22 protein-coding genes are annotated in these 22,239 nt (G+C 66.1%); 6 read left to right on the top strand and 16 right to left on the bottom strand.

Annotation, left to right across the window (positions count from 1 at the left end; translation table 11 throughout):
- Positions 1-23: 23 nt before the first annotated feature.
- From mdoH to gatB, 4 genes are all read right to left on the bottom strand, one after another.
- A complete protein-coding gene (gene mdoH, locus MNI96_RS21490) occupies positions 24-1,826 on the bottom strand; it encodes a glucans biosynthesis glucosyltransferase MdoH (RefSeq protein ID WP_249696563.1) in 1,803 nt (600 codons plus the stop codon).
- Positions 1,827-1,855: 29 nt separating this feature from the next.
- Positions 1,856-2,227: a hypothetical protein gene (locus MNI96_RS21485; protein WP_249696561.1), complete on the bottom strand. Its 372-nt coding sequence runs from the start codon at positions 2,225-2,227 to the stop codon at positions 1,856-1,858.
- A complete protein-coding gene (locus MNI96_RS21480) occupies positions 2,224-3,819 on the bottom strand; it encodes an OpgD/OpgG family glucan biosynthesis protein (protein ID WP_249696559.1) in 1,596 nt (531 codons plus the stop codon). Before MNI96_RS21480 ends, MNI96_RS21485 begins: the two co-directional genes overlap by 4 nt.
- Positions 3,820-4,546: 727 nt before the next feature.
- Positions 4,547-6,031, bottom strand: coding sequence for an Asp-tRNA(Asn)/Glu-tRNA(Gln) amidotransferase subunit GatB (gene gatB / locus MNI96_RS21475; protein ID WP_249696557.1), 1,485 nt, complete (start codon positions 6,029-6,031; stop codon positions 4,547-4,549).
- A 324-nt stretch (positions 6,032-6,355) separates the two neighbouring features.
- Here gatB and MNI96_RS21470 point away from each other — a divergent pair, with 324 nt between their 5' ends.
- Positions 6,356-7,999: an anti-phage dCTP deaminase gene (locus MNI96_RS21470; protein WP_249696555.1), complete on the top strand. Its 1,644-nt coding sequence runs from the start codon at positions 6,356-6,358 to the stop codon at positions 7,997-7,999.
- A gap of 2 nt (positions 8,000-8,001) precedes the next feature.
- Positions 8,002-8,544, top strand: a complete 543-nt coding sequence (locus tag MNI96_RS21465) for a hypothetical protein (protein ID WP_249696553.1) — start codon at positions 8,002-8,004, stop codon at positions 8,542-8,544.
- Positions 8,545-8,666: 122 nt separating this feature from the next.
- Here MNI96_RS21465 and MNI96_RS21460 read toward each other — a convergent pair whose 3' ends face one another.
- From MNI96_RS21460 to fliK, 3 genes are all read right to left on the bottom strand, one after another.
- Positions 8,667-9,686 carry a fatty acid desaturase gene (locus MNI96_RS21460; protein ID WP_249696551.1) on the bottom strand — a complete coding sequence of 340 codons (1,020 nt, stop codon included), beginning with the start codon at positions 9,684-9,686 and terminating at the stop codon, positions 8,667-8,669.
- Between the two features lie 175 nt (positions 9,687-9,861).
- Positions 9,862-10,140, bottom strand: coding sequence for an EscU/YscU/HrcU family type III secretion system export apparatus switch protein (locus MNI96_RS21455; protein ID WP_249696549.1), 279 nt, complete (start codon positions 10,138-10,140; stop codon positions 9,862-9,864).
- Positions 10,137-11,411: a flagellar hook-length control protein FliK gene (gene fliK / locus MNI96_RS21450; protein WP_249696547.1), complete on the bottom strand. Its 1,275-nt coding sequence runs from the start codon at positions 11,409-11,411 to the stop codon at positions 10,137-10,139. The genes MNI96_RS21455 and fliK overlap by 4 nt, the downstream gene beginning before the upstream one ends.
- A 188-nt stretch (positions 11,412-11,599) precedes the next feature.
- Between fliK and MNI96_RS21445 the strand changes: the two genes are divergently transcribed.
- Positions 11,600-11,860 (top strand): DUF6455 family protein, encoded by a 261-nt coding sequence (locus MNI96_RS21445; RefSeq protein WP_249696544.1) that lies wholly within the window; start codon positions 11,600-11,602, stop codon positions 11,858-11,860.
- Here MNI96_RS21445 and MNI96_RS21440 read toward each other — a convergent pair.
- Positions 11,857-12,201 (bottom strand): DMT family transporter, encoded by a 345-nt coding sequence (locus tag MNI96_RS21440; RefSeq protein ID WP_249696541.1) that lies wholly within the window; start codon positions 12,199-12,201, stop codon positions 11,857-11,859. The two genes, MNI96_RS21445 and MNI96_RS21440, sit on opposite strands and share 4 nt — an antisense overlap.
- A 10-nt stretch (positions 12,202-12,211) precedes the next feature.
- Positions 12,212-12,517: a phosphatidylglycerophosphatase gene (locus tag MNI96_RS21435; protein WP_249696539.1), complete on the bottom strand. Its 306-nt coding sequence runs from the start codon at positions 12,515-12,517 to the stop codon at positions 12,212-12,214.
- Positions 12,518-12,818: 301 nt separating this feature from the next.
- On the opposite strand from MNI96_RS21435, the gene MNI96_RS21430 reads away from it, so the two are divergent.
- Together MNI96_RS21430 and MNI96_RS21425 are read left to right on the top strand one after the other, a co-directional pair.
- Positions 12,819-13,076 carry a YjhX family toxin gene (locus MNI96_RS21430; RefSeq protein ID WP_249696537.1) on the top strand — a complete coding sequence of 86 codons (258 nt, stop codon included), beginning with the start codon at positions 12,819-12,821 and terminating at the stop codon, positions 13,074-13,076.
- 129 nt (positions 13,077-13,205) lie between these two features.
- Positions 13,206-13,865: a LysE family translocator gene (locus MNI96_RS21425; protein ID WP_249696536.1), complete on the top strand. Its 660-nt coding sequence runs from the start codon at positions 13,206-13,208 to the stop codon at positions 13,863-13,865.
- Positions 13,866-13,961: 96 nt separating this feature from the next.
- Here the strand turns inward: MNI96_RS21425 and gor are convergent, their stop codons facing one another.
- From gor to rpiA, 3 genes are all read right to left on the bottom strand, one after another.
- Positions 13,962-15,335 carry a glutathione-disulfide reductase gene (gene gor / locus MNI96_RS21420; RefSeq protein WP_249696534.1) on the bottom strand — a complete coding sequence of 458 codons (1,374 nt, stop codon included), beginning with the start codon at positions 15,333-15,335 and terminating at the stop codon, positions 13,962-13,964.
- Positions 15,336-15,475: 140 nt separating this feature from the next.
- The gene (locus tag MNI96_RS21415; RefSeq protein WP_249696532.1) at positions 15,476-15,991 is read right to left on the bottom strand and encodes a DUF2059 domain-containing protein; all 516 of its coding nucleotides are present in this window, start codon (positions 15,989-15,991) and stop codon (positions 15,476-15,478) included.
- 89 nt (positions 15,992-16,080) lie between these two features.
- Entirely contained in the window at positions 16,081-16,785 is a 705-nt protein-coding gene (gene rpiA / locus MNI96_RS21410) for a ribose-5-phosphate isomerase RpiA (RefSeq protein ID WP_249696531.1), read from the bottom strand.
- Between the two features lie 349 nt (positions 16,786-17,134).
- On the opposite strand from rpiA, the gene MNI96_RS21405 reads away from it, so the two are divergent.
- A complete protein-coding gene (locus MNI96_RS21405) occupies positions 17,135-18,883 on the top strand; it encodes a methyl-accepting chemotaxis protein (protein WP_249696529.1) in 1,749 nt (582 codons plus the stop codon).
- Between the two features lie 153 nt (positions 18,884-19,036).
- Here the strand turns inward: MNI96_RS21405 and gatA are convergent, their stop codons facing one another.
- The 4 genes from gatA to MNI96_RS21385 form a co-directional block, all read right to left on the bottom strand.
- Positions 19,037-20,512, bottom strand: coding sequence for an Asp-tRNA(Asn)/Glu-tRNA(Gln) amidotransferase subunit GatA (gatA, locus tag MNI96_RS21400; RefSeq protein WP_249696528.1), 1,476 nt, complete (start codon positions 20,510-20,512; stop codon positions 19,037-19,039).
- 97 nt (positions 20,513-20,609) lie between these two features.
- Positions 20,610-21,083 (bottom strand): GNAT family N-acetyltransferase, encoded by a 474-nt coding sequence (locus tag MNI96_RS21395; RefSeq protein WP_249696526.1) that lies wholly within the window; start codon positions 21,081-21,083, stop codon positions 20,610-20,612.
- A 2-nt stretch (positions 21,084-21,085) separates the two neighbouring features.
- A complete protein-coding gene (gatC, locus tag MNI96_RS21390) occupies positions 21,086-21,373 on the bottom strand; it encodes an Asp-tRNA(Asn)/Glu-tRNA(Gln) amidotransferase subunit GatC (RefSeq protein ID WP_249696524.1) in 288 nt (95 codons plus the stop codon).
- A gap of 206 nt (positions 21,374-21,579) precedes the next feature.
- Positions 21,580-22,116: a hypothetical protein gene (locus tag MNI96_RS21385; protein ID WP_249696522.1), complete on the bottom strand. Its 537-nt coding sequence runs from the start codon at positions 22,114-22,116 to the stop codon at positions 21,580-21,582.
- Between the last annotated feature and the right edge of the window lie 123 nt (positions 22,117-22,239).

The raw sequence follows: 22,239 nt of genomic DNA, 5'->3' as shown, positions 1-22,239 counted from the left end.
GCCGATGGCGCGCGGCGCCCGTGTCAGGCGGCGCTGCGGGCGCTCTCGGCCCCCGCCGGCGGACGGCGATAGGCGGCGCGCGCGCGTGCCGCCGCCGCGATCAGCGGAACCTCCCGCCCTTCCTGCGGGGTCAGGAACACGCCTCGCCGGCGCGCCCGCGCGCCCGCCGAGGGCGATGCCGTCCACCAGATCACCAGCGGCGCCAGCACCAAGGGCAAGGCGATCGGCAGCAGCCAGACCAGAAGGTCGGCGGCGTATTGAGAGGCGAAGAGCAGGGTCGCCACCCCGAACAGGACCATCCACCAGCTTGCCCTGGCGCTTGTCGCCAGATCGAGCGACCCGTCCTCCCGCTCGCTCGACGGCCAGCCGAAATCGGCTCCCGACAGCACCTGGAACACCGAGCGGCTCTGGAACATCATGTGGATCGGCGCGAGCAGCGAGGCGAGCAGCAGTTCGTGGAGCGCGGAGACCGAGGCCCGCCCCGCCCCGCCATGATCCTCCGCCGCGCCGGTCAGCACGGCGCGCAGCAGCAACAGCGCCTTGGGCAGGATGAGCAGCCCGACAACACCGAACAGCAGCGCCAGCCCCTTTTCCGTCTCCGGATGGGGAAAGCGCGGAAACGGCGAGCCGGACACGAAATAGACCGGCGCCGGCGCGAACAGCGGCGCGGCGACGCTGGCCAGCAGGAACATCAGCCAGACCGGCGAGGCGAGATAGGCCATGATGCCCTGCAGCAGGTTGACCCGGCTCCAGATCGGAAGGCCCGGCGCGCCGACGACCCGTGCGTGCTGCAGGTTGCCCTGGCACCAGCGCCGGTCGCGCTTGGCGTATTCAATCAGGTTGGCCGGCGCTTCCTCGTAGGACCCGTCGAGATCCGCATCGAGCCGCACCCGCCAGCCGCCGCGCGCCAGCATCGCCGCCTCCACCGTGTCGTGGGACAGGATCTCGCCGCCGAAGGGCGGCTTGCCGGCCAGCGCCGGCAGCCCGCAGGTCGCCGCGAAGGCGCGCGTGCGGATCAGCGCGTTATGGCCCCAGAACGGCCCCTGGCGCCCCTGCAGCGCCGCGACGCCGCGCGAGACGACGGGCGAGTAGAAACTGGCCGAGAACTGGATCATCCGCCCGAACAGCGTCTTGCGCCCGATGATGCGCGGCACCGTCTGCAGCAGGCCGAGATCGGGCACCGCCTCCATGCGCCGCACCATCTCGACGATCGTCTCGGCGCTCATCAGGCTGTCGGCGTCGAGCACCAGCATATACTCGTAGGCACCGCCGCTGGTGCGGATGAAATCGGCGATGTTGCCGGCCTTGCGCCCGGTGTTCGGCGAGCGGTGGCGATAGTAGAGCCGCCCGGCCGCCGAAAGCTCCGCGACCGCCTGGCGATAAAGCCGGCGCTCGTCCGCCGCCGCCTCCTCGCGGGTGGAATCCGACAGGACGTGGAAGTCGAAGCAGTCCAGCGCGCCGATCTCGTCCAGCGCCCGATACATCGCATCGAGCCGGGCGAAGACCGCGTCCGCCGCCTCGTTGTAGACCGGAATCACGATCGCGGTACGCCCCTTGGGCCGGCCGTCGCGGGCCGGCACGGCATCGTTCGGAAAGATCAGTCCGAAAATGCCGATACAGGCGCCCCAGGAGAGCCACAGCGCGCAGAAGGCGACCAGCGACACGCGGACCACGTCGACCCAGTCCAACCCGTCGGCGACCGCCACCGAGCCGAACATGGCCGCGGCCGCGCCCGTGAGACCGAGGGTCAGCAGGATCGCGCCGGTCCGGCGCAGGCCGACGGGGAGCGCCTCGCGAAACGAGGACGTGGAGGCAGCCGGATCCATCCGCCAGAGCCCTTTCCGCAGGTTTGTTCTCAGCGCTCGCCGATGCGCTGGCGGGTGAACGCCCGCAGCACGGCAAGCCGCGACAGGAAGGTTGGGCGTTCCAGCGTCTGCATCGGCATCTGCAACGGCGCCCGCGGCGCCGGCAGGCACAGCGAGGCGACGACCGACCGGCGCAGCGCCGGGTCGGCGTGCGCGTAGAGGCGCTCGTGCAGGGCATCCTGCCCCTCGCCCGCCGGATCGTCCGATAGATGGCGAACAGCCTCGTTCACCGCCTGTTCCAGCGCCTCGTCGTCAAGATCGTGGCGGGCGAACTGCCGACGCAACTCGCCGAAAAACGCCTCTCGTGCTCGGGCCGGATCCGGCCGGAGCGCGTCTTCCGCGGAACGGGTATCGACGATCATCTCGTTTGTCCCCATTGATAGATCCAGGTTTCGGAGAGGGTCTTGCCCTCGAGAACGAGTGCGGCGGAAAGCTCGACCGGCTTGTCGGCGTCGGTTCGCCTGACATCAACGATCAGACGCCACATATCGTTCCCGGGAATCTTGCTCAGGATCTTGTGCACCACCTCGCCGTTGCTGAGGGAGAGGTGAACGTCCATCGGCGCCTCCTCGCCCAGGCCGGTAAGAGTGTCGCCGCCGAAGTCGACAAGGAACTTGCGGGTGTCCTCATCGTTGGCCACGGCGGCGACGCCGCCATGGCCCGTGCGGGTGCGCAGCGCCCGCGCCAGCGGCACGTCGCCCTCCACGTCGAGCGCCCAGGTCATGCGGTAGCGCAACCGGTGCTCGGAGCCGGCCGTCAGGCCGTTCTTCGGCATCCAGAAGGCGACGATATTGTCGTTCGCCTCCGAGTCGGAGGGGATTTCGGCAAGCAGCACCGCGCCCTCGCCCCAGTCGCCGACCGACTCGATCCAGACGGAGGGGCGGCGCTCGTAATGCGCTTCCGTGTCTAGGTAGTTCTCGGCGTTGCGGTCGCGCTGCAACAGGCCGAAGCCGCGCGGATTGATCTCGCCGAAGACGGAGAGCTGCAGCCGCGCCGGATTGGTCAACGGGCGCCAGACGCGCTCGCCGCTGGCGCGCAGGATGGCGAGGCCGTCATTGTCGTGCACCTCCGGGCGGAAGTCGTCGAAGCCGGTCCGGTCGTTCTCGCCGAACAGATACATCGAGGTGAGCGGCGCAAGGCCGAGCCGCGAGACGTCGTCGCGCAGGAAGATCGCCGCCTCCACGTCGACCAGCGTCTCCGCGCCGGGAAGGACGGTGAAGGCATAGGCCCCCGCCACGCGCGGGCTCTCCAGCTCGGCATAGAAGCGGATCTCACGCGCATCCGTCTCCGGCCGCTCGACATAGAAGCGGCTGAAGCGCGGGAATTCCTCGGCACTGCCGGCGGCCGCGTCGACCGCAAGGCCGCGCGCCGAAGCGCCGTAGGCGTTGCCCCGCCCCAGCGCGCGGAAATAGCTGGCGCCGAGGAAGGTGATCAGCTCGTCGCGATAGTCGGTGCGGTTGAGCGGGTAATGCAGGCGAAAGCCGGCAGCGCCCGGAAACGCGAACCTATCGAAGACCACCGGGTCGAGCGGCGGACGATACTCGAAATCGGTGGCGGCAAAGCCCATCGGATAGGCTTGGCCCTCGACGATCTCGAACAGGTCGACCGTATGGGCGAAGACCCAACCCGGATAGAACGCCTGCAGTTCGAAATTGCGCTTGTCGTCCTTCCACCGCGCATGATCGGGCCGAAAGCGGATCGCGCGATGGGCGTCGTAGTCGAGCCTGGCCACCGCCTCCGGCAGATCTGCCGCCGCGTCGGCATAGGGCTCCGCCGCTCTCGCCTTCATCCGCGCGACCAGGGCCTCCCAGTCGAACGGCGTGCCCGCCGGCGCCGCGCCTGGCGCGGGCGCGCCTGCCTCCTGCGCAAAGGCGGGAAAGGCGGTGCTGGCCATCAGCACGGAAAGGAAACCGGCACTGGACGTCAGAAAGCGGCGTTTGTCGATTGTCGGCATGGGACCTGCTGGAACCTCGGAAACGATTCTCGGGATCTGGGCGAGACAGCGCAACGACGCGCCCCGGCCGGCCCTCGGGCCTCCCGGTCGCTCCGCGCGCCCTGCCGCCATCGTTGCGTGCGGCCGGCTTGCCGGTTCCCGGCGTGCCGACTTCTGTGCAAGCGCAGCATGCAGCGCATCCGCCGCACGAAGGCCGCCACTCACAACGTCAAGCGAGCAGGACTGTTTCACCAAGATATATGAGAAAAATCAGATGCAATCACGGCAATCGGATGGCAGACACCCCTCTCCCATCGGCCTTGCATATATTGCACTGCAAAAGCGAACCTCGCAAGAGGAGCGTGAGGCGAGAACAGGCGGCGGTGTCGCAGGCGCGATCCGGTCGGAAAGGCCACGCCGCGCGCCCTTGTGCGACCCATCCGCACAGCCCCTCCGGCGTCGTTCCGACCGCAGCCCCGACCGTCGCCATAGCCGCAGGCGAAGCCGGAGAGCCGGGAACCATTGGCACCCTCAGCGGGTGTTTTGTCGCTCCCTCCCCTCCCCGTCCTCCCGGACGGCGCGTGAGCGCCGAGCCGGGATCGGAGAGCCGAGGGCGATTGCAGCAGCGTTCAAGCAGGAGCAGCAGGCACCGTGCCTCTCCGGCCCCGGATTTTCGGCTTCGCCTGCGTCCGGGGTGACGAACGCAGAAGCCTTGCGAGGGAGGGCGGAAGCGCGGGGGCGCCCGCCCCTACTCGATGCCGATCTTCGCCTTGAGCAGGTCGTTGACCGCTTGCGGGTTGGCCTTGCCGCCGGTCGCCTTCATCACCTGGCCGACGAACCAGCCGAGCAGGCCGGGCTTGGCGCGGGCCTGCTCGACCTTGTCCGGGTTGGCGGCGATGATCTTGTCGACCTCCGCCTCGATGGCGCCGAGATCCGTCACCTGGCGCATGCCCCGCGCCTCGACGATCGCGGCCGGCTCGCCGCCCTCGCTCCAGACGATCTCGAACAGGTCCTTGGCGATCTTGCCCGAGATCGTCCCGTCCACCACCAGATCGACGATGCCGCCGAGCTGGCCGGCCGACACCGGGCTTTCGCTCAGCTCCAGCCCTTCCTTGTTGAGCCGGCCGAACAGCTCGTTGATCACCCAGTTGGCCGACAGCTTGGCATCGCGCCCCTTGGCGACCTCCTCGAAGAAGTCGGCCGAGGCCTTTTCCGCCACCAGGATGTCGGCGTCATAGGCGGTGAGCCCGTAATCGGCGACGAAGCGCGCCTTCTTGTCGTCCGGCAGCTCCGGCAGGCCGACGGCCAGCGCGTCGACATACGCCTGGTCGAATTCCAGCGGCAGCAGGTCCGGATCGGGGAAGTAGCGGTAGTCGTGCGCCTCCTCCTTGGAGCGCATGGAGCGGGTCTCGCCCTTGACCGGATCGAACAGGCGCGTCTCCTGGTCGATGCTGCCGCCGTCCTCCAGGATGCCGATCTGGCGGCGGGCCTCATACTCGATGGCCTGGCCGACGAAGCGGATGGAGTTGACGTTCTTGATCTCGCAGCGCGTGCCGAAGGCCCCGCCCGGCGCGCGCACCGAGACGTTGACGTCGGCGCGCATCGAGCCCTGGTCCATGTTGCCGTCGCAGGTGCCCAAGTAACGCAGGATGGTGCGCAGCTTGGTGAGATAGACCTTCGCCTCGTCGGCCGAGCGCAGGTCCGGCTTGGAGACGATCTCCATCAGGGCGACGCCGGACCGGTTGAGATCGACGAAGGACATGGTCGGATGCTGGTCGTGCAGCGACTTGCCGGCGTCCTGCTCCAGATGCAGCCGCTCGACGCCGACCGTCACCTGCTCGCCGCCGGGCATGTCGAGCAGGACCTCGCCCTCGCCGACGATCGGCTGCTTGAACTGGGAGATCTGGTAGCCCTGCGGCAGGTCCGGATAGAAGTAGTTCTTGCGGTCGAAAACGGACTTGAGGTTGATCTGCGCCTTGAGGCCGAGGCCCGTGCGGATCGCCTGCTTGACGCATTCCTCGTTGATCACCGGCAGCATGCCGGGCATCGCCGCATCGACGAGGCTGACATTGGCGTTCGGGTCCTTGCCGAACTCGGTCGAGGCGCCGGAAAACAGCTTGGCATTCGAGGTGACCTGGGCATGCACCTCCATGCCGATCACGATTTCCCAGTCGCCCGTGGCGCCCTTGATGAACTTCTTGGGATCGGGGGTGCGGGTGTCGACGATGCTCATGCCGTGGAAGTCCTGCCCGTTGTGTCGTGCCTGTCGCCCGCCCCGTCGAGCCCCCGCGCGTAGGCGCGAAAAAGGGTTTGCCAGGGGGCGGACTTGTCCTGAACGCGTGCCGTGCGCGCCGAAAAGCGCGCCAGACCGCTCGAGTGTGTGGGTAGTGGGTCTTTGCCCTCCCCGCAAGGGGGGAGGTGGGCAACCCGGAGCGATAGGTGACGGTCGGAAAACCAAAAGCCATTGGTTGCGCACGGAAAGCGTCAGCATATACTTATGTCCAAATAAGTAGAGCTGATTCTGATAATTCCCCTGTTTTTCCGAGGGAGCCAAATTTTGAGCAAAGCCAAACAAAAAATATCGACCCACGATGATCGGGAGGCATTAGAAGTCACACATCGCGTGATCGAGAAACATAGATCAAAAGAAATATTCATAGCGGTAGTAGGCCCAGTAGGAGCAGGGAGTACTCGCGTAATCGATACACTCAAAAGGGCCTGCATAGAATCTGGATATAAAACAGAAACCATTAAAGCCAGTTTGCTGATTAGAAAATGGCATGAAGAGAATACAGGTAATTTGCTCCCTGACACCGCAGAAAAAACTCTCGAGAAGATCGTCGAGTACCAGAATGCAGGCGACCAAATGCGAGCCAAAGATGCTGCGGAAGTTGCCCGCTGCGTCTTAAGAGAAATCGCCGAGCGCAGGGCAAAGGCAACCGATTTCCATTACGAGAGAGGCAAGCCAGTCCCACCCGACAACGAGAAACGAGCATATTTAATTGATTCAATAAGACATCCTGCCGAGGTGCATTTATTGAGGCGGACCTACGGTAGCGCATTCGCGTTGGTCGGCGTGGTTTGCGAAGAAAGTCGAAGAAAGAAGCGGATACTAGAAAAATACTTCACAAAGCCACAGCACAAAAAGCCCGAAGTCACAAAAAAAGTAGAAGCTTTTATGAAGCGAGATTCCGACGATTTAGACAATAAAAGAGGTCAACACGTTTCAGAAGCATTTTTTGAAGCCGATTATTTCGTGGACAATTCGATAGATGATCCAGAAGGAGAAAAATCTACACTCGATGAACCATTAGGTCGCTTAGTGAATATTATCGCACACGATAAAATAATAAGACCAACTATTGAAGAAACGGCAATGCATCATGCCCACTCCGCTAAAGTAAGGAGCGCCTGTTTGTCTAGACAGGTAGGAGCCGCTTTGGTTGACGCTGATGGGACCGTGGTTGCGACAGGCGTCAACGAAGTCCCTGTAGCAGGTGGAGGCGTTTATGGGGAAGGCTTCGAGCTAGCTCGCTTTCAAGAAGACCATCGATGCGTTTTTAGAGAGACGGCGTTTTGTAGCAATAACTCACATCAGAACAAAATTATTGATGAGCTAATAGAATCACTCACAGAACTCTCCAATGTAACCAACAAGCAGGAGCTAGCCTCCAGAATTAGAAGAACACGCCTCGGAAGCTTAATCGAATTCAGCCGCGCGGTGCACGCCGAGATGGATGCGCTGTTATCAGCAGGAAGAGAGGGCGTTTCAACAGTAGGAACACGTCTCTTTGTAACAACCTTTCCATGCCATTACTGCGCTCGCCATATCGTTGGCGCAGGAGTGTATGAAGTTCAGTACATCGAACCCTATCCGAAAAGCCTCGCATTGGACCTCCATGACGATGCGATTGAAACTGACCCTTTCGAATGGCACCCTCCTGAACAAAAATCTATGGCTGAGCAGCGCCGAAACCGCCAACAGCCAACCATAGGGACTGATCGTCAAAAACCAGGGAAGGTTCTATTTAAACCATTTGTGGGTACGTCGCCCCGCATGTATACACGCGCCTTTGAGAAAACTTGGCGCCTTAAGGACAAGGTCACTGGAAAATTCGAGATGGAAGCGCCAGAATGGGGTGATGAGTGGTCCCCGTTCCGAGTTGGCTACCCTCAACTCGAAGCAGCTCTATCGTTGTAGCCATGACAAATCATATACTTACTTTTGCAAGACTTGATCGCCAGAATGATATCGCGCCCACTCAAAAAAGAGATGAAGGCGCGGCGCAAGAAGATTTTGAACAACTCTCTTTTCGTTTCGATACTGAAACAGAAGGACCAGAGTCCGTTATTTATATCGTAACTATGGATAATATCCACGGACGCAAATTCTGCGATATAATAATCGCAAAAAAACCAAAAATTATTATTGATTTACGCCAAACCGTTCGGTTCGATCTACCGGGGACCAATAGAGATGTTGTATTTAAGCACTTTAACGCCTCCAATTCTCTATACCTAAGAAACCCGCTGCCGTGGCACGAGTTACGTATTCGAGACTTCATTCTCGGAGAAAGAAAAATATCACTTCGATTAGAGCATGAAGTTGCAGAAAGGAAGCAAAATCCAGTTTTAATTCTTGCGCCGAGCGCGGAGAAGGCGCCAAGTCTCATATCTTACATTGGAAGATCTCTTCTGAGCAGAGGAGAAAAGAAATTTTCGGTCATCCATTTGAATAAAAACTAGACAGAACATTGGGCATGCCCTAGACGTCTAGTTTAACTAGCTAATATATTTTTTCACCTTTCCCCGCGTCGTCGGAATGATGCACAGGAGGTCGGCCGGGAGCAAATTAAAGCCCTGCCCCCTCACGCCGCCGTGCGGGCCTGGCGGAACGTGACCAGCCGGCGGGTGTCCTCGTCCCACAGGACGAGCTTCACGCAGCCGAAACTCTGGCGCAGGGTGATGCGGTTCATGTCGCGCAGTTCGGGGAAGTCGCGCATCACCTCACTGAGGCGATAAAACGGGATCTTGCTCGACAGGTGATGCACGTGGTGGATGCCGATATTGCCGGTGAACCACTGCAGGATCGGCGGCAGGTCGTAATGCGAGCTGCCCTCCAGCGCTGCGGTCTGGAAGTTCCACTCGCCGCTCCCTGACCAGTGGGTTTCCTCGAACTGGTGCTGGACGTAGAACAGCCAGACGCCGGCGGTCGCCGCCATCAGGATGATCAGCCCCTGCACCATCAGGAAGGTCCCCGGCCCGGCCGCCCAGACGAGAAGCGCGGCCATGGCGGCGATGCACAGGTTGGTGGCGAGGGTCGAGAGCCACGGCTCCAGACCGCCGCGCATCATGCCGACGGGCAGGCGGTACTGGCACACGAACAGCCATGCGGGCCCCAGCCCGAACATCACCAGCGGATGCCGGTAGAGGCGGTAGCGCAGCCGTCCGCTCCAGGGCAGCGCCTGGTACTCCCTCACCGTCAGCGTGTCGATGTCGCCGATGCCGCGCTGGTCGAGATTGCCGGTCGAGGCGTGGTGGATGGCATGGCTCCGCCGCCAGTAGTCGTAGGGCGTGAAGGTCAGCACGCCGAGCGCGCGGCCGGTCCAGTCGTTGAGCCCGCGCCGCGAGAACAGCGAGCCGTGCCCGCAATCGTGCTGCAGCATGAACAGGCGCACGAGCAGGCCGGCGGCCGGCACGGTCAGGACGAGGCCCCACCACTGGCCGTGATTCACCAGCACCGCCGCCGCCGCCCAAAGGGCCGCGAAGGGCAGCAGGCTGGCGATGATCTCGAAGACGCTGCGCGCCGTGTTCGGCTTGCGATACTTGGCCAGCGAGGCGTTCCAGGAGCGCGGCTTTTCCGCCGGGCGGCAGTCGGTATTCTGCAATGGCTATCCAATCCGGGGGCGAGCCCCCCGACTGGAGGTAATGAGGGAACAACCCGCCTGCAAGGCTGACCGTCCGCGCAAGGACGCGGTGCCAGTCGGCCGAAGGGAGGGACCTCCCATCTCAGTCCGGATTTGGCAAGACAATTCGTCGCCTCGGGCCGCGACACTCCGCCCCTCACCGGCCCCCTTGCCGCCCTCTCACCATCAGGATGAAGCGCAGCACGGCGGCGACGGCCTCGTAGAGCTCCAGCGGGATTTCCCGGTCGAGCTCGATCTGCGACAGGGCCTCGGCAAGGGCCGCGTCCTCTTCCACCGGCACGCCGTGCTCGGCCGCAAGCTCCAGGATGCGCGCGGCAAGGACGCCGCGCCCCTTGGCGGTGACGCGCGGCGCCCCGGCATGATCGTAGTGAAGCGCCACCGCCAGCCGGCGGCGCGGGTCCTCGTCCCCGCTCACGAGACCACGTCCACGAACTGGCCCGAGGGCGCGGGCGGATCGTCCGGCAGCCCGCCGGTCACCTTGAGGTCGACCACCTCCAGCCCCTGTTCGGCAAGCGTTGCGGCAAGGCGCGGCAGCCGCTCGTTGAGGTCCGCCGCGATATCCGGCCGCGCGGCCCAAAGGCTGGCGAACAGGCGGGGACCGTCGAGCCCGACCAGCGCCTCCACCGCGCCGGTCGCCTCCGTATCGAGCGCGAAGCGCAGCCGCCAGGCGGGATGGGCGCCCTCCCCCTCGTGTCCGGGCGTGTCGTCGCGGCCGATCTGCAGCGAGATCACCGCGGTCTGTCCGCCGACCACGAGCGGCAGGTCGAGCACCCGGTCGAACAGCGCCGCCTCGCCCGTGCCTTCCCCGTCGGCCAGCAGCCCGCGCGAGGCCAGCGAGGCGAGCCGCAGCCGGGCCAGCGCCGCTTCGGTCTTCGCCGCAAGGATGGCTGCGGCTTCCTCGCCGTCGCGCGCCAGCAGGGCCGAGATCAGCTCGCCGCTGGCGCGGGCCGGCTTTTCGCCGCGCGGGTGGCGGGAGATCCCCGGCAGCGGCGGCGGGGTCGCCTGCCGGGCCGGCGCCTCGCGCCCCCCGGCCGCGCCCTTCAGCACGCTCAAGAGTTCGCTCAAGGCATCGTCGAGGCCCGTCCCCGGCCCGCCTGCCGCCCCGCGCCCGGTCAATCCCTCCAGCGCGCCCTTGAGCGCGGCACCGTCCAGCCGGCCTTCCCGGCCTGCCGTCGGATCCAGCCGGAAGCCGAGCAGGCCCGCCAGCGCGCTCGTCACCGCCGGCGGCAGCATGGCGCCAGCCGCGCCGGCCGGGGCTGCGGCGAGCGTTGCGGCAAGGCCGGCATAGAGCGGCGACAGCCCGTCCTGGCGGCCGGCAAGGGCGGCGGCGAGCGAGGCGATGCGGGCCAGCGCCGCCGCTTCGCCCGAGGCCGAATTGGGCGCGCCGCCTTGCGCAGCGTTCTGCGGCGCGGCGCTCACCTGATAGCGCGGGCCGTCGGGGCCGCGCTCGACGCTGAGTGTCGCGCGGCTGCCGAGCGGCAGCATCTCCTGCCCCTCGACATCGAGCTGGAACCCGCCGCCGCCCGCCCCGCCGCCGACGAGGCGCATCACGTTGTCCGTCAGGTGCTTGGCCACGCGCACGGCGATGGCATCGCCGACATTGAGCATCGGCACGCGGCTCACCGGCCGCACGGCGACGATGCCGGTCTGGCTGCCCTGGGACGGGGAATTCACACGAGAGATCATGCGCGGGGCCTCGCCGTGCTGCCGACCGCCGGCAGCAACCGAGCCTAGCAGATTTTCCGGAAATTTCCCCGATCCTGCCGCGCGTTGTTCCCCTGCTGTTTGATCTCCGTCAAATGGTTTCAGCCGCAACCATCATAATCTTGAAAAAACAGGCGCCATCCGGCGCCCCGACAGCAAGGACGATGGCCATGGGACTGATGAAGCGCCTTGATGAGCGCGCCGGACTGATGGGGCGGATGATGCGCACGGTCGGTGCGGACGATGCGATGCCGAGCGGCATGATGCTGGAAAACGCCATGCGCAAGGCCGCGTCCCGCTGCCTCGGCTGCGAGCGGCCGGCAGAGTGCGCCCATTGGCTGGATGCGCATGAGGACGGTGCGGCGCACGCGCCCGATTTCTGCCCCAACGGCGATCTCTTCGCCGCCTGGACGGGCCAGGCAAAAGCCTAGTGCCGGACGGCGCCGGAGAAGACGTTGACGACGACGACGCCGGCGATGATCAGCCCCAGGCCGATGATCGCGGCAAGGTCCAGCGTCTGGCGGAAGACGAAATAGCCGACCGCCGAGATCAGGACGATGCCGAGGCCGCTCCACATGGCATAGGCAACGCCGACCGGGAAGGTTCGCAGCGCCACCGACAGGAAGTAGAAGGCGGCCAAATAGCAGACCGCCATCACCGCTGTGGGCAGCGCGCGGGTGAACTGCTGCGACTGCTGCAGGGCCGTCGTGCCGATCACCTCCAGCACGATGGCGACGGCGAGCGCGGCATAGGACAGGACGGTGGGGGACATGGCCGCGGCTTCAGCGGCGATTGCGGCGCGAGCGCTTGCGGATCGCGTGGACCAGCGCGGCGATTACGAGAGCCCCGAGGAAGCGGAACGGCATGACGGCCAGCGGGCCGCCCTCGTAGCCGCCGAGCGCCGGCACGCCGCTGGCCGCCAGCGAGACGTCGATCAGCACGCTCAGGGCGGCGGCGGCAAAGCCGGCGATCACCAGCTTGGCGCGCGCATCCGCATACCAACCGAGCGCGGCGCCAATGAGCAGCGCGAAGGGGTTGAGCAGGCCCGCAAGGCCGAACAGCAGCGGCAGGGATTCGGACGGTGTCATGCCGCTGTTGTAGGATCGCCCGCCGAAAAAGGGAACCGCAATCGCATGGGCGCGCGCCGCGACATTTGTGCAACGCTCGCGAGAGACGTCGCCGGGCGATGCCCGCGCCGCCTTGTGCGGCACACGGCCCTTGCCTATCTTTCCCCCGTCAACTTCGGAGAGTTTATGCGCAGCCAGCTCGAGACCCGGTAAAGCCCGGTCCATCGAGAACAGACCGGGCAACGAACCCACGCACGACCGCTTGCGTTGCGGGCGGCGGTGACGTGCGCGCTGGAACTGCATCTCCGGAATTATCCCCGAAATGGACATCTCCAAGGCCGAGCAGCGGGTCCTCCACCTGCTCGCTCAAGGCGGCCACGTATTCGTCGAGAAGGACGAGCGCGGCCGCATAGAAGAGCTCGCCATCGTCACGCGCGAGGGCTGGCACAACACGGGACTGACGCTCGAACTCTTCCGCAAGCTGAAGCGGCGCAGGCTGATCGCCTCCGCCAAGTCCGGTCCATACCGCATCACGCGGCTCGGGCTGCTGCGGGTTCGCTCGCAACTCGACAACCGCTGAAATCCCCGCTGCCGCCGCCGCATCGCAAGATGCCGTGGCGGCAGCCTCCGCGCGGGGTTTTCCCCCTTCCCAAATGCCGGCAGGTGTGGATTGCTGGGCGGATCGACGTCCTTCCGCCGGAGTTTTTCCATGTCCTTCGAAACCTGGTTGGCCTTTTCCGCCGCGTCCTTCGTGATGCTGGCGATCCCCGGCCCGACGATCCTGCTGGTCGTCTCCTATGCGCTCGCCCATGGCCGGGCCGTCGCCTCGGCGACCGTCATCGGCGTCGCGCTCGGCGATCTCACCGCCATGACCGCCTCGCTGCTCGGCCTCGGCGCGCTGCTGGCGACCTCCGCCACCCTGTTCACGGTGCTGAAGTGGATCGGCGCCATGTATCTGATCTGGCTCGGCATCAAGGTCTGGCGCGCGCCGGTCGCCGACGAGACGCCGCAGGAAATGGCGGACGGAAGCCCTGCCGCCGCGTCTGTCCCGGCGCGCGCGCCGATGCTGCGGATTGCCCTGCACGCCTATGCGGTGACGGCGCTCAATCCCAAGAGCATCGTCTTCTTCATCGCCTTCCTGCCGATGTTCATCGATCCGGCGCGCCCGCTTCTGCCGCAGGCAATGATCCTGGAGGCGACCTTCGTTATCCTCGCCGCGCTCAACGCCGCCGCCTTCGGGCTGATGGCCTCGATGGTGCGCTCGCGCATCCGCCGCCCCTCCGTGCGGCGCTGGATCAACCGCACCGGCGGCACCTTGATGATCGGGGCCGGCCTGCTCGCGCTCGGCTGGCGCCGCGCCGCCAACTGACAGCGCGCCGCAGACCGCGCGAAACGCCAAAACACAAACGAAAACGGGGAGACAGCTGCCTCCTCGTGTTCATTTCGAAAGCTCGATAGGGGCCGGTCAGGCGCGCAGACGCTCGGTCGGCTCGCGCATGGTCACCAGTTCCTCGGCCGCCGTCGGATGCACCGCCATGGTCGCGTCGAAGTCGGCCTTGGTGGCGCCCATCCGCAGCGCGATGCCCAGCACCTGCACCAGTTCGCCGGCATCGTGGCCGAGGATATGCACGCCGAGCACCTTGTCGCTCTCCGGCTCGACCAGCACCTTCATCAGCATCTTCTCGTCGCGGCCCGACAGCGTGTGCTTCATCGGGCGGAAATGCGCCTTGTAGACGTCGACGGCGCCGTATTTCTCCAGCGCCTCGGCCTGGGTCAGGCCGACGGTGCCGATCTCCGGCTGGGAAAACACGGCCGTCGGGATCATCGAGTGGTCGGCCGTCCATGCCTTGCCGCCATAGACGCTGTCGGCGAAGGCGTGACCCTCGCGGATTGCCACCGGCGTCAGGTTCACCCGGTCGGTGACATCTCCCACCGCAAAGATCGATGGAACGTTGGTCTGGGAGGCCTCGTCGACGATGATCGCGCCCGAGGAGGCCAACTCTACCCCCGCCGCCTCGAGGCCGAGACCGGCCGTGTTCGGCCGCCGGCCGATGGCGAACATGATCTTGTCCGCGTGCAGCGCCTCGCCCTTGCGGGTGTGCCCGATCAGCCCGTCCTCGGTCTTCTCGATAGAGGAAAAGACGTCGCCGCACAGGACGCGGATGCCCTTCTTCTCCATCTCCTCGTGCAGGACCTGGCGCAGGTCGTCGTCGAAGCCGCGCAGGATCTCTTCGCCACGATAGATCAGTGTCGTTTCCGCGCCGAGCCCGGCGAAAATCCCCGCGAATTCGACCGCGATATACCCGCCGCCGGCCACCACCACCCGCTTGGGCAGGTCGGCCAGATGGAAGACTTCGTTGGAGGTGATGACGTGCTCGCCGCCCGGCAGGCTGGCATCGACATTCGGCGTCGCGCCGACCGCGATCAGGATCCGCTCGGCGCGGATGCGGCGCCCGTCGGTCAGAAGATGCACCGTGTGGGCATCCTCCAGCACGGCTCGCGTGTCGAACAGTTCGACGCCGGAGCGCTCCAGGTTGCGGCGATATATCCCCTCGAGCCGGGCGATCTCCCGGTCCTTGGCATCGATCAGCCGCTCCCAGTCGAAGCGGCTCTCGCCCACCTGCCAACCGAAGCCGGCCGCATCCTCGAATTCCTCGGAAAAGCGCGAGGCGTAGACCATCAGCTTCTTGGGCACGCAACCGCGGATAACGCAGGTGCCGCCGTAGCGGTATTCTTCGGCAATGCCCACGCGCGCGCCGTGCGTGGCGGCGATACGGGCCGCGCGCACGCCGCCCGAGCCACCGCCGATGACGAACAGGTCGAAGTCGAAATCGCTCATGCCTGGAGCCCTTTCGGCCCTTAACGTTTTCAAGGGCCCCGGCCGACCGGCCGGACCCGTCGTCCGTGATGCCCCGCGCCCGGGTCCGGGCGGAATGGCCGCGGCCGGAAAGGATCCGGCCGGGCAGTCGCGGCCCGCTCTTACTGGGCCGGGGCTTCCGTCGGCTGGGTCTGCTGGGCTTCCTGACGCTTGGTCAGTTCCTCGCGCACCAGGGTCACCATCTCGGTCGAGATCGCATCGCCCCACTGCTTGGCCGCACCGATCGACAGAGCGCGCAGTTCCGGCTCGACGCGGGAGTATTTCTGGCCGAGCGGCGTGTTGTAGAAGGCGGCAAGCTCCTTCAGCTCCTCGACGGTGAAGCGGCGGGCCCAGACCTCGTAGACGACGCGGTTCAGCTCCGGACGGCGGTCGGCCAGCTTCAGCGCGACATCGGTGACAACCTCGTCGATCATCCCCGTGTTGGCCGGGTCGTTCTGGATGAACAGGCCGCGGGTGCGCTCGGCCATCAGCGGCAGCACGTCATCGAACGCGCGGATCGCCTGGGCCGACCGCACGGCCTCGCGCGCTGCGGCGATATGTTCGTCGGAGAAGGTCTCCTGGGCGGTCGCCGCCTGGGCGAGCGAGAGAACCATCGCCGCCGCCGTGGCTGCGGCCATCGCGGACTTCCGGCTGAAAAGAAACATCGGGTACTCCATGAGCAAGTGATCGGGCTCCCGGCCGCTTCGGTCGGGCTGTTCCTTGAAGGTCAGTTTTTCTGGCCGCCGACGGGCACAAGGCGTTCGACGCCGTTGGCCCCGGCCAGATAGGCGACATCCGCGATGCCGAGAAAGAGTCCGTGGTCCACCACCCCCGGGATGTCGAGCAGCGCCCGCGACAGGGCGTCCGCGTCGGTGATCTCGCGCAAATCGATGTCGAGAATATGGTGGCCGCCGTCGGTGACAAAGGGCGTATCGCCGCCGCGCAACAGGATCGGCGCATCGTATCCCAGATCTGCCAGCGCACGGGCGATCGCATTGCGCGTCGCGCCAAGGCCGAAGGGCACCACCTCGACCGGCAGCGGGAAGGCGCCGAGCCGCGCCACCTTCTTGCTGGCATCGGCGATAACGATCATGCGCAGCGAGGAGGTTGCGACGATCTTCTCGCGCAGCAGGGCACCGCCGCCGCCCTTGATCAAGCGCAGCTGCGGATCCAGTTCGTCCGCCCCGTCGATGGTAAGATCGAGTTCAGGACAGGCGTCCAGCGTGGTCAAGGGCACGCCCAGCTCGGTGCATAGCGCCGCAGTGCGCTCCGACGTCGGCACGCCGATCACCGAGAATCCCTCGCGGACCTTTTCCGCCAGCGCGCGGACAAACTGCTCCGCCGTCGACCCGGTGCCGATGCCGAGCCGCATGCCCGACGTCACTTCCTCCAGCGCCGCCTCGGCGGCCTTTCGCTTCAGCTCTTCGCTCATTGCGTCCCGTTCGTCGCCCTCGCGCCGCACTTGCGGCTGTCGCATCCGGCGCGCACTTGTTCACGGTGCGCCCGTCCGCTGGTGTGGGGCGGGTTTAGCATGGGATCCGCGCAAGGCAAAGAACCAGCGGCACCGGAGGGCGGATGCCCGGCGGGCGGCGGCGGCACGTTTCGCGGGCGGGCGCTCCGGCGCGCTACTTCCCGCAGCGTTAACCAACGGTTCAAGCAATCGTGACAGGCTCCGGACAAGAATTCTGCGGATAACGCATCGAGGGTGGGAACGTATCGGAGAACTTGTCATGCGCCTGTTTGCGGCGTCGCGCCGGAAAACCATCGAAATATCCGATATCTTGCAGACTGACGCCGGTCCAGGACAGGATGCGTCCCGCATACCGGCCGGTGAGGACAAGTCTTCCGGCGAGGCGCTCTCGCTCGCCCGCGACCAGCAGACGGCGCTGACCCTAGATCTGATCGAGTCGGACCTGCGCACCGCCGCCAACGGCATCGGCACGGGCGCGGAAGAGTTGCGCGCCCGCGTCGGCGAGCAATTGCTGCTGCTGTCGGATATCCGCGGCCACTCCCAGGCGCTGCACAGCGAAACGCGCCATGCCGACGAGACCGCCCAGCAGCTCTCCGCCTCGGTCGAGCAACTGGTCTCGGCGAGCAACGAAATCGACACGCAGGTGCGCAATTCCTCGCGTTTGGCCGAGGAAGCGCGCGAGGTCGCCGACACCGCCAACACCGGCATCCAGGAGCTGAAGAGCGCCATCGACGACATCGCCAATGTCGTCCGCCTTATCTCCGACGTCGCCAAGCAGACCAACTTGCTCGCCCTCAATGCCACCATCGAGGCCGCCCGCGCCGGTGAGGCCGGGCGGGGATTTGCGGTCGTCGCCAACGAGGTCAAGGCGCTGTCGGTCGAGACCCAGAACGCCACCGACGAGATCGTCGCCAATATCGCCCGCCTGCAGACCTCAGCCGAGGGGAGTATCCGCGCCGTCGACCGCATCATCGGCGTCATCGGCGAGATCCTGCCGAGCTTTTCCGCCGTTGCCGATGCCGTCGGACAGCAGATGGAAACCTCGCGCTCCGTCGGCGAAACGGCGCAGGAAACCGCCGATTTCGTACGCGCCGTCACCGAAAAGGTGTCGACCATCGCCGAGGCCACCGACAGCGCGGAGCGTGCCGGCGAGGCCGCCGGCGAAGCCTCCCGTTCCATGCTCGCCCTGGGGAATAGTCTGAGCAGCCGCTTCACGATGATGATCCGCCAGACGGCGATCGGCGACCGGCGCCGCGACGACCGGCTGCCGGCGGAACTGACCGGCACCCTGACCCAGGCCGGTCGCACGGTCCGCATCAAGACGCTCGACCTGTCCACGGGCGGGACGCTGCTTGTCCCGCAGGAGGGCGAGGCGCGCGCGCAGACCGGACCGGCCACCGTCGAGCTCACCAGCCTCGGACGCGCCGACCTGCAGGTGGTCGCCGTCTCCGACCTTGGCATGCATTGCGCGTTCGACAGGCCGGACGGGGGTTTCACCTCGCGTCTTGGCGAATTGCTGGCGCGGGTGCGGGGAGAACTCGCCCCCTCCATCGACCGTGCCCAGGACGGCGCGCGCCGCGTCACCGAGGCGATGGAGGCGGCCGTATCCTCGGGAAGCCTGACGCTGGAAGCGCTGTTCGACACGGATTACCGACCGATTCCCGACACCAATCCCCGCCAGGTCTCCAACCGCGCGCTCAACGTGCTGGAGCGCATCCTGCCGCCGATCCAGGAGGACATTCTGTCGGGCGCCAAGGGAACCGGCCTCGTCTTCTGCGTCGCCGTCGACCGCAACGCCTATCTGCCGGTGCACAATGCGATTTATTCCCAGCCCCAACGGCCGGGCGATCCGGCCTGGAACGCCGCCAACTGCCGCAATCGGCGGATCTTCGACGACCGCGCCGGCCTCAGCGCGGCGCGCAACACGCGCCCCTTCCTGGTGCAGACCTATCCCCGCGACATGGGCAACGGCACGATCATCTGGATGCGCGAGATCGACGCGCCTATCACCGTTTCCGGCCGCCACTGGGGCGGGTTCCGCACCGCCTACAAGCTGTGACGCGATTATCGCAAAACTGCAGGCACTGAACGCAAAAAAGCAAGGCGCCCGAACGGGTTACCGCCGGGCGCCTTGCCTGAAAAAATTGAGACGGATTTTGCGAAATCGCGCGTCAAAATCGCGAAATCTTGCGCAAAGCCTCTCGAACCGGCCTTACCACCACTTGCCCGGCTCGAAGCGGCCGGCAGCCTCCTCGATGACGTTGCCGATGGTGTAGAGCGTCTCCTCGCCGAAGGGCCGGCCGATCAGCTGCAGGCCGAGCGGCAGGCCGGCGCTGTTCAGCCCGGCGGGGACAGCCAGGCCCGGCAGGCCGGCCATGTTCACGGTCACGGTGAAGACGTCGTTGAGGTACATCTGCACCGGGTCGCCGCTGAAGGCGCCCGGCGCGAAGGCCGCGTCCGGCGTTGCCGGCGTCAGGATCGCGTCGACGCCCGCATTGAAGGCCTCGTCAAAATCGCGCTTGATCAAAGTACGGACCTTCTGGGCCCGAAGGTAGTAGGCGTCGTAGTAGCCGGCCGACAGGACGTAGGTGCCGATCAGGATGCGGCGCTTGACCTCGGAGCCGAAGCCGGCGGCCCGGGTGTTCTCGTACATGTCGGCGATATCCTCGCCCGGCACGCGCAAGCCGTAACGCACGCCGTCGTAGCGGGCGAGGTTCGACGAGGCCTCGGCCGGGGCGACGATGTAATAGGCCGGCAGCGCGTATTTGGTATGCGGCAGGCTGATCTCGACGATCTCCGCGCCGGCCGCCTTGAGCCAATCGATGCCCTGCTGCCAGAGCGCGGCGATCTCCGCCGGCAGGCCGTCGATGCGGTACTCGGCCGGAATGCCTATCTTCAAGCCCTTGACCGACCGGCCGATGGCCGCCTCGTAGTCCGGTACCGGCAGGTCGACCGAGGTCGTGTCCCTGGCGTCGACCGAGGCCATCGAGCGCATCATGATGGCATTGTCGCGCAGGGTGCGGGTGATCGGTCCGGCCTGGTCCAGCGAGGAGGCGAAGGCGACGACGCCCCAGCGCGAGCAGCGGCCGTAGGTCGGCTTCATGCCGACCGTGCCGGTGAGCGCGGCCGGCTGGCGGATCGAGCCGCCGGTATCGGTCGCCGTGGCGCCGGCGCAAAGCCAGGCCGCGACCGCGGCGGCCGAACCGCCGGACGAGCCGCCGGGAACCAGCGCCTCGGTGGAGCCCTCGCGGCGCCAGGGATTGACGACGTTGCCGTAATAGGAGGTCTCGTTGGACGAACCCATAGCGAACTCGTCCATGTTGAGCTTGCCCAGCATCACCGCGCCGTCGGCCCAAAGGTTCGCCGTCACCGTCGATTCGTACGGCGGCTTGAACCCGTCGAGGATGTGGCTGCAGGCCTGGGTGTGGACGCCCTCGGTGGCGAACAGGTCCTTGATGCCGAGCGGAATGCCCTCCAGCGCCCCGCCCTCGCCGCGCGCCAGCCGCTCGTCGGAGCGCCTGGCCATCTCCAGCGCCCGGTCGGCGGTGACCGCGACATAGGCGTTGATCGCCGGATTGGCCGCCTCGATGGCCGCTAGATAAGCCTGCGTCAGCTCGCTCGCGGTGATCTCGCGGGCGGCGAGCCGCGCGCGGGCCTCCGCCAGGGTCAGTTTGGTCAGCTCGGTCATCGGGGTCTCGCTCGGACTGGATCTCGCTGGTGGTCTGGGAGGCACGGCGCTCGGCGCCCTCTCTTGGGAGCCTGTCTCGCGCCCCACGCGGCCCGCGTCAAGTGCGGCGGGGCAGCGCCTTTCGGTAGAAGACGGAGTAGCTGCTGTCGGGGTAGTCGAGAACCGGGCCACACCGACCAAAACCGCCGCGTTCATACACCCGCCAGGCGGCAGGATGCCGGTCGCCGGTCTCAAGCACCAGTTCGGTCAACCCATCGGCCAGGGCCGATGCCTCGATCCGTTCCAGGATCGCCCCGCCGATGCCACGCCCCCTCGCCTGCGGCCGGGTATACATGCGCTTGACCTCGCCGACGCCGCCGGGGTGGCGCAGCAGCGCGCCGCAGCCCAGCGCTTCGCCGGAGGCCGGATCGCGGGCGACAAATACGGTGGTCTGCGGTCCCGCCATCTCCTCCACACTCATGTGGAAGCAGAATTCAGGCGGTGTGAGCTCGATCAGCACGGCGTTCAACTCGCCGACCAGCGCCCGCATGTCGTCGGTCAGCGGGCTTTCGATGCCCACCCGGACGGACATGCCTATTCCACCACCTTGGGGACCATGAAGAAATTGTCGTCGGAGGCCGGGGCGTTGGCGACGACCTTTTCCGGATAGCCGCCATCGCTGACGACGTCGGCACGCTTCTTCATCTGCTGATGGACGACGGAGGTCATCGGCTCGACGCCGTCCACATTGACCTCGTCGAGCTGCTCGACAAAGGCCAGGATCGTGTTGAGCTCGCCGGTCATCCGGCCGGCCTCTTCGTCCGTGACCTTGACCCGCGCCAGATGCGCGACGCGCTTCACCGTATCGATGTCGACGGACATGCGAATTCTCCAACAGATCGGGCCTAAAGGGTGCGGGCCTCGCGAACGCCCCCGGTCCGGATGGACAGGACGCGCTGCAATGCCACAACGCCCGGCCGGCAACAATGCCGGCGGGCCGCACCCGCTCGACCGGGCTATATCATCCGCATCCTTCGCCCCGCAAGCCGCAGCCGGCGCCGAAATCAATTAGGCCAGCCTCCGCCCGATCAGGCGGCAGCCCCCTGCCCGCAGGCGGACGAAGCAGGCGCGGAGCGGGCGGCGGCGGAGCTCAGCGAAGCTGGCAGGCCGAGGCCCTGACCAGCGGACGCATGCGCGCCGGCCGAGGCATGGCCGGACGTCTGGGCGAAGGCCGCTGCACCGCGCCACTGCTCTTCCTCGACGATGCGGCCGAGATGCCAGCGCTGGCGGAAGGACACCGTCTCGCGGAAGAAGCGGCCGTCCACCTCGACCCCGTCGAAGCGGCAGGAGAACTCCGCCGTCTCGCCCACCCGGTCGCAGACGAGGCCGTCGACCGTGCCGCGCAGCATGGTGAAGCGGCGGGCAACGGGGTGCAGCTTGCGCAGCACCCCCTCCAGCCCCTCGGCCGCCACCGCGCCATTGTCGAACAGGCGGATGTCGGGGGCGAAATGCGCCCGCGCCGCGCCGAGGAGATCGCCGCGCGCCAGCGACACCAGATAGTCGTCGAGCCGGCTGCGGAAGGGCGAAACGCGAAGGCGGGAGCGAAGCGGAAGGGCAGTCGTCATGGCGGCACCTGTTCTGGATCGACGAGAACATTACGAGAACATTTGCCGCCTGTCCAGTCGTCAGAATGCCTCTTCAGGATGTGGTGAGACAGAAAGCCTCACTGCCGCTCTGGCAACCAATGG

Source organism: Stappia sp. WLB 29 (assembly GCF_023507705.1).
GTDB lineage: Bacteria > Pseudomonadota > Alphaproteobacteria > Rhizobiales > Stappiaceae > Stappia.
Note: the sequence above shows the minus strand (reverse complement) of the source record. Positions and strands in the feature narration are given on the sequence as shown.

Bases quoted from the DNA above. Each gene is read 5' to 3' on its own strand.
- mdoH (WP_249696563.1), bottom strand. From the start codon at position 1,826: ATGGATCCGGCTGCCTCCACGTCCTCGTTTCGCGAGGCGCTCCCCGTC.
- MNI96_RS21485 (WP_249696561.1), bottom strand. From the start codon at position 2,227: ATGATCGTCGATACCCGTTCCGCGGAAGACGCGCTCCGGCCGGATCCG.
- MNI96_RS21480 (WP_249696559.1), bottom strand. From the start codon at position 3,819: ATGCCGACAATCGACAAACGCCGCTTTCTGACGTCCAGTGCCGGTTTC.
- gatB (WP_249696557.1), bottom strand. From the start codon at position 6,031: ATGAGCATCGTCGACACCCGCACCCCCGATCCCAAGAAGTTCATCAAG.
- MNI96_RS21465 (WP_249696553.1), top strand. From the start codon at position 8,002: ATGACAAATCATATACTTACTTTTGCAAGACTTGATCGCCAGAATGAT.
- fliK (WP_249696547.1), bottom strand. From the start codon at position 11,411: ATGATCTCTCGTGTGAATTCCCCGTCCCAGGGCAGCCAGACCGGCATC.
- MNI96_RS21445 (WP_249696544.1), top strand. From the start codon at position 11,600: ATGGGACTGATGAAGCGCCTTGATGAGCGCGCCGGACTGATGGGGCGG.
- MNI96_RS21440 (WP_249696541.1), bottom strand. From the start codon at position 12,201: ATGTCCCCCACCGTCCTGTCCTATGCCGCGCTCGCCGTCGCCATCGTG.
- MNI96_RS21435 (WP_249696539.1), bottom strand. From the start codon at position 12,517: ATGACACCGTCCGAATCCCTGCCGCTGCTGTTCGGCCTTGCGGGCCTG.
- MNI96_RS21430 (WP_249696537.1), top strand. From the start codon at position 12,819: ATGGACATCTCCAAGGCCGAGCAGCGGGTCCTCCACCTGCTCGCTCAA.
- MNI96_RS21425 (WP_249696536.1), top strand. From the start codon at position 13,206: ATGTCCTTCGAAACCTGGTTGGCCTTTTCCGCCGCGTCCTTCGTGATG.
- gor (WP_249696534.1), bottom strand. From the start codon at position 15,335: ATGAGCGATTTCGACTTCGACCTGTTCGTCATCGGCGGTGGCTCGGGC.
- MNI96_RS21415 (WP_249696532.1), bottom strand. From the start codon at position 15,991: ATGGCCGCAGCCACGGCGGCGGCGATGGTTCTCTCGCTCGCCCAGGCG.
- rpiA (WP_249696531.1), bottom strand. From the start codon at position 16,785: ATGAGCGAAGAGCTGAAGCGAAAGGCCGCCGAGGCGGCGCTGGAGGAA.
- gatA (WP_249696528.1), bottom strand. From the start codon at position 20,512: ATGACCGAGCTGACCAAACTGACCCTGGCGGAGGCCCGCGCGCGGCTC.
- MNI96_RS21395 (WP_249696526.1), bottom strand. From the start codon at position 21,083: ATGTCCGTCCGGGTGGGCATCGAAAGCCCGCTGACCGACGACATGCGG.
- gatC (WP_249696524.1), bottom strand. From the start codon at position 21,373: ATGTCCGTCGACATCGATACGGTGAAGCGCGTCGCGCATCTGGCGCGG.
- MNI96_RS21385 (WP_249696522.1), bottom strand. From the start codon at position 22,116: ATGACGACTGCCCTTCCGCTTCGCTCCCGCCTTCGCGTTTCGCCCTTC.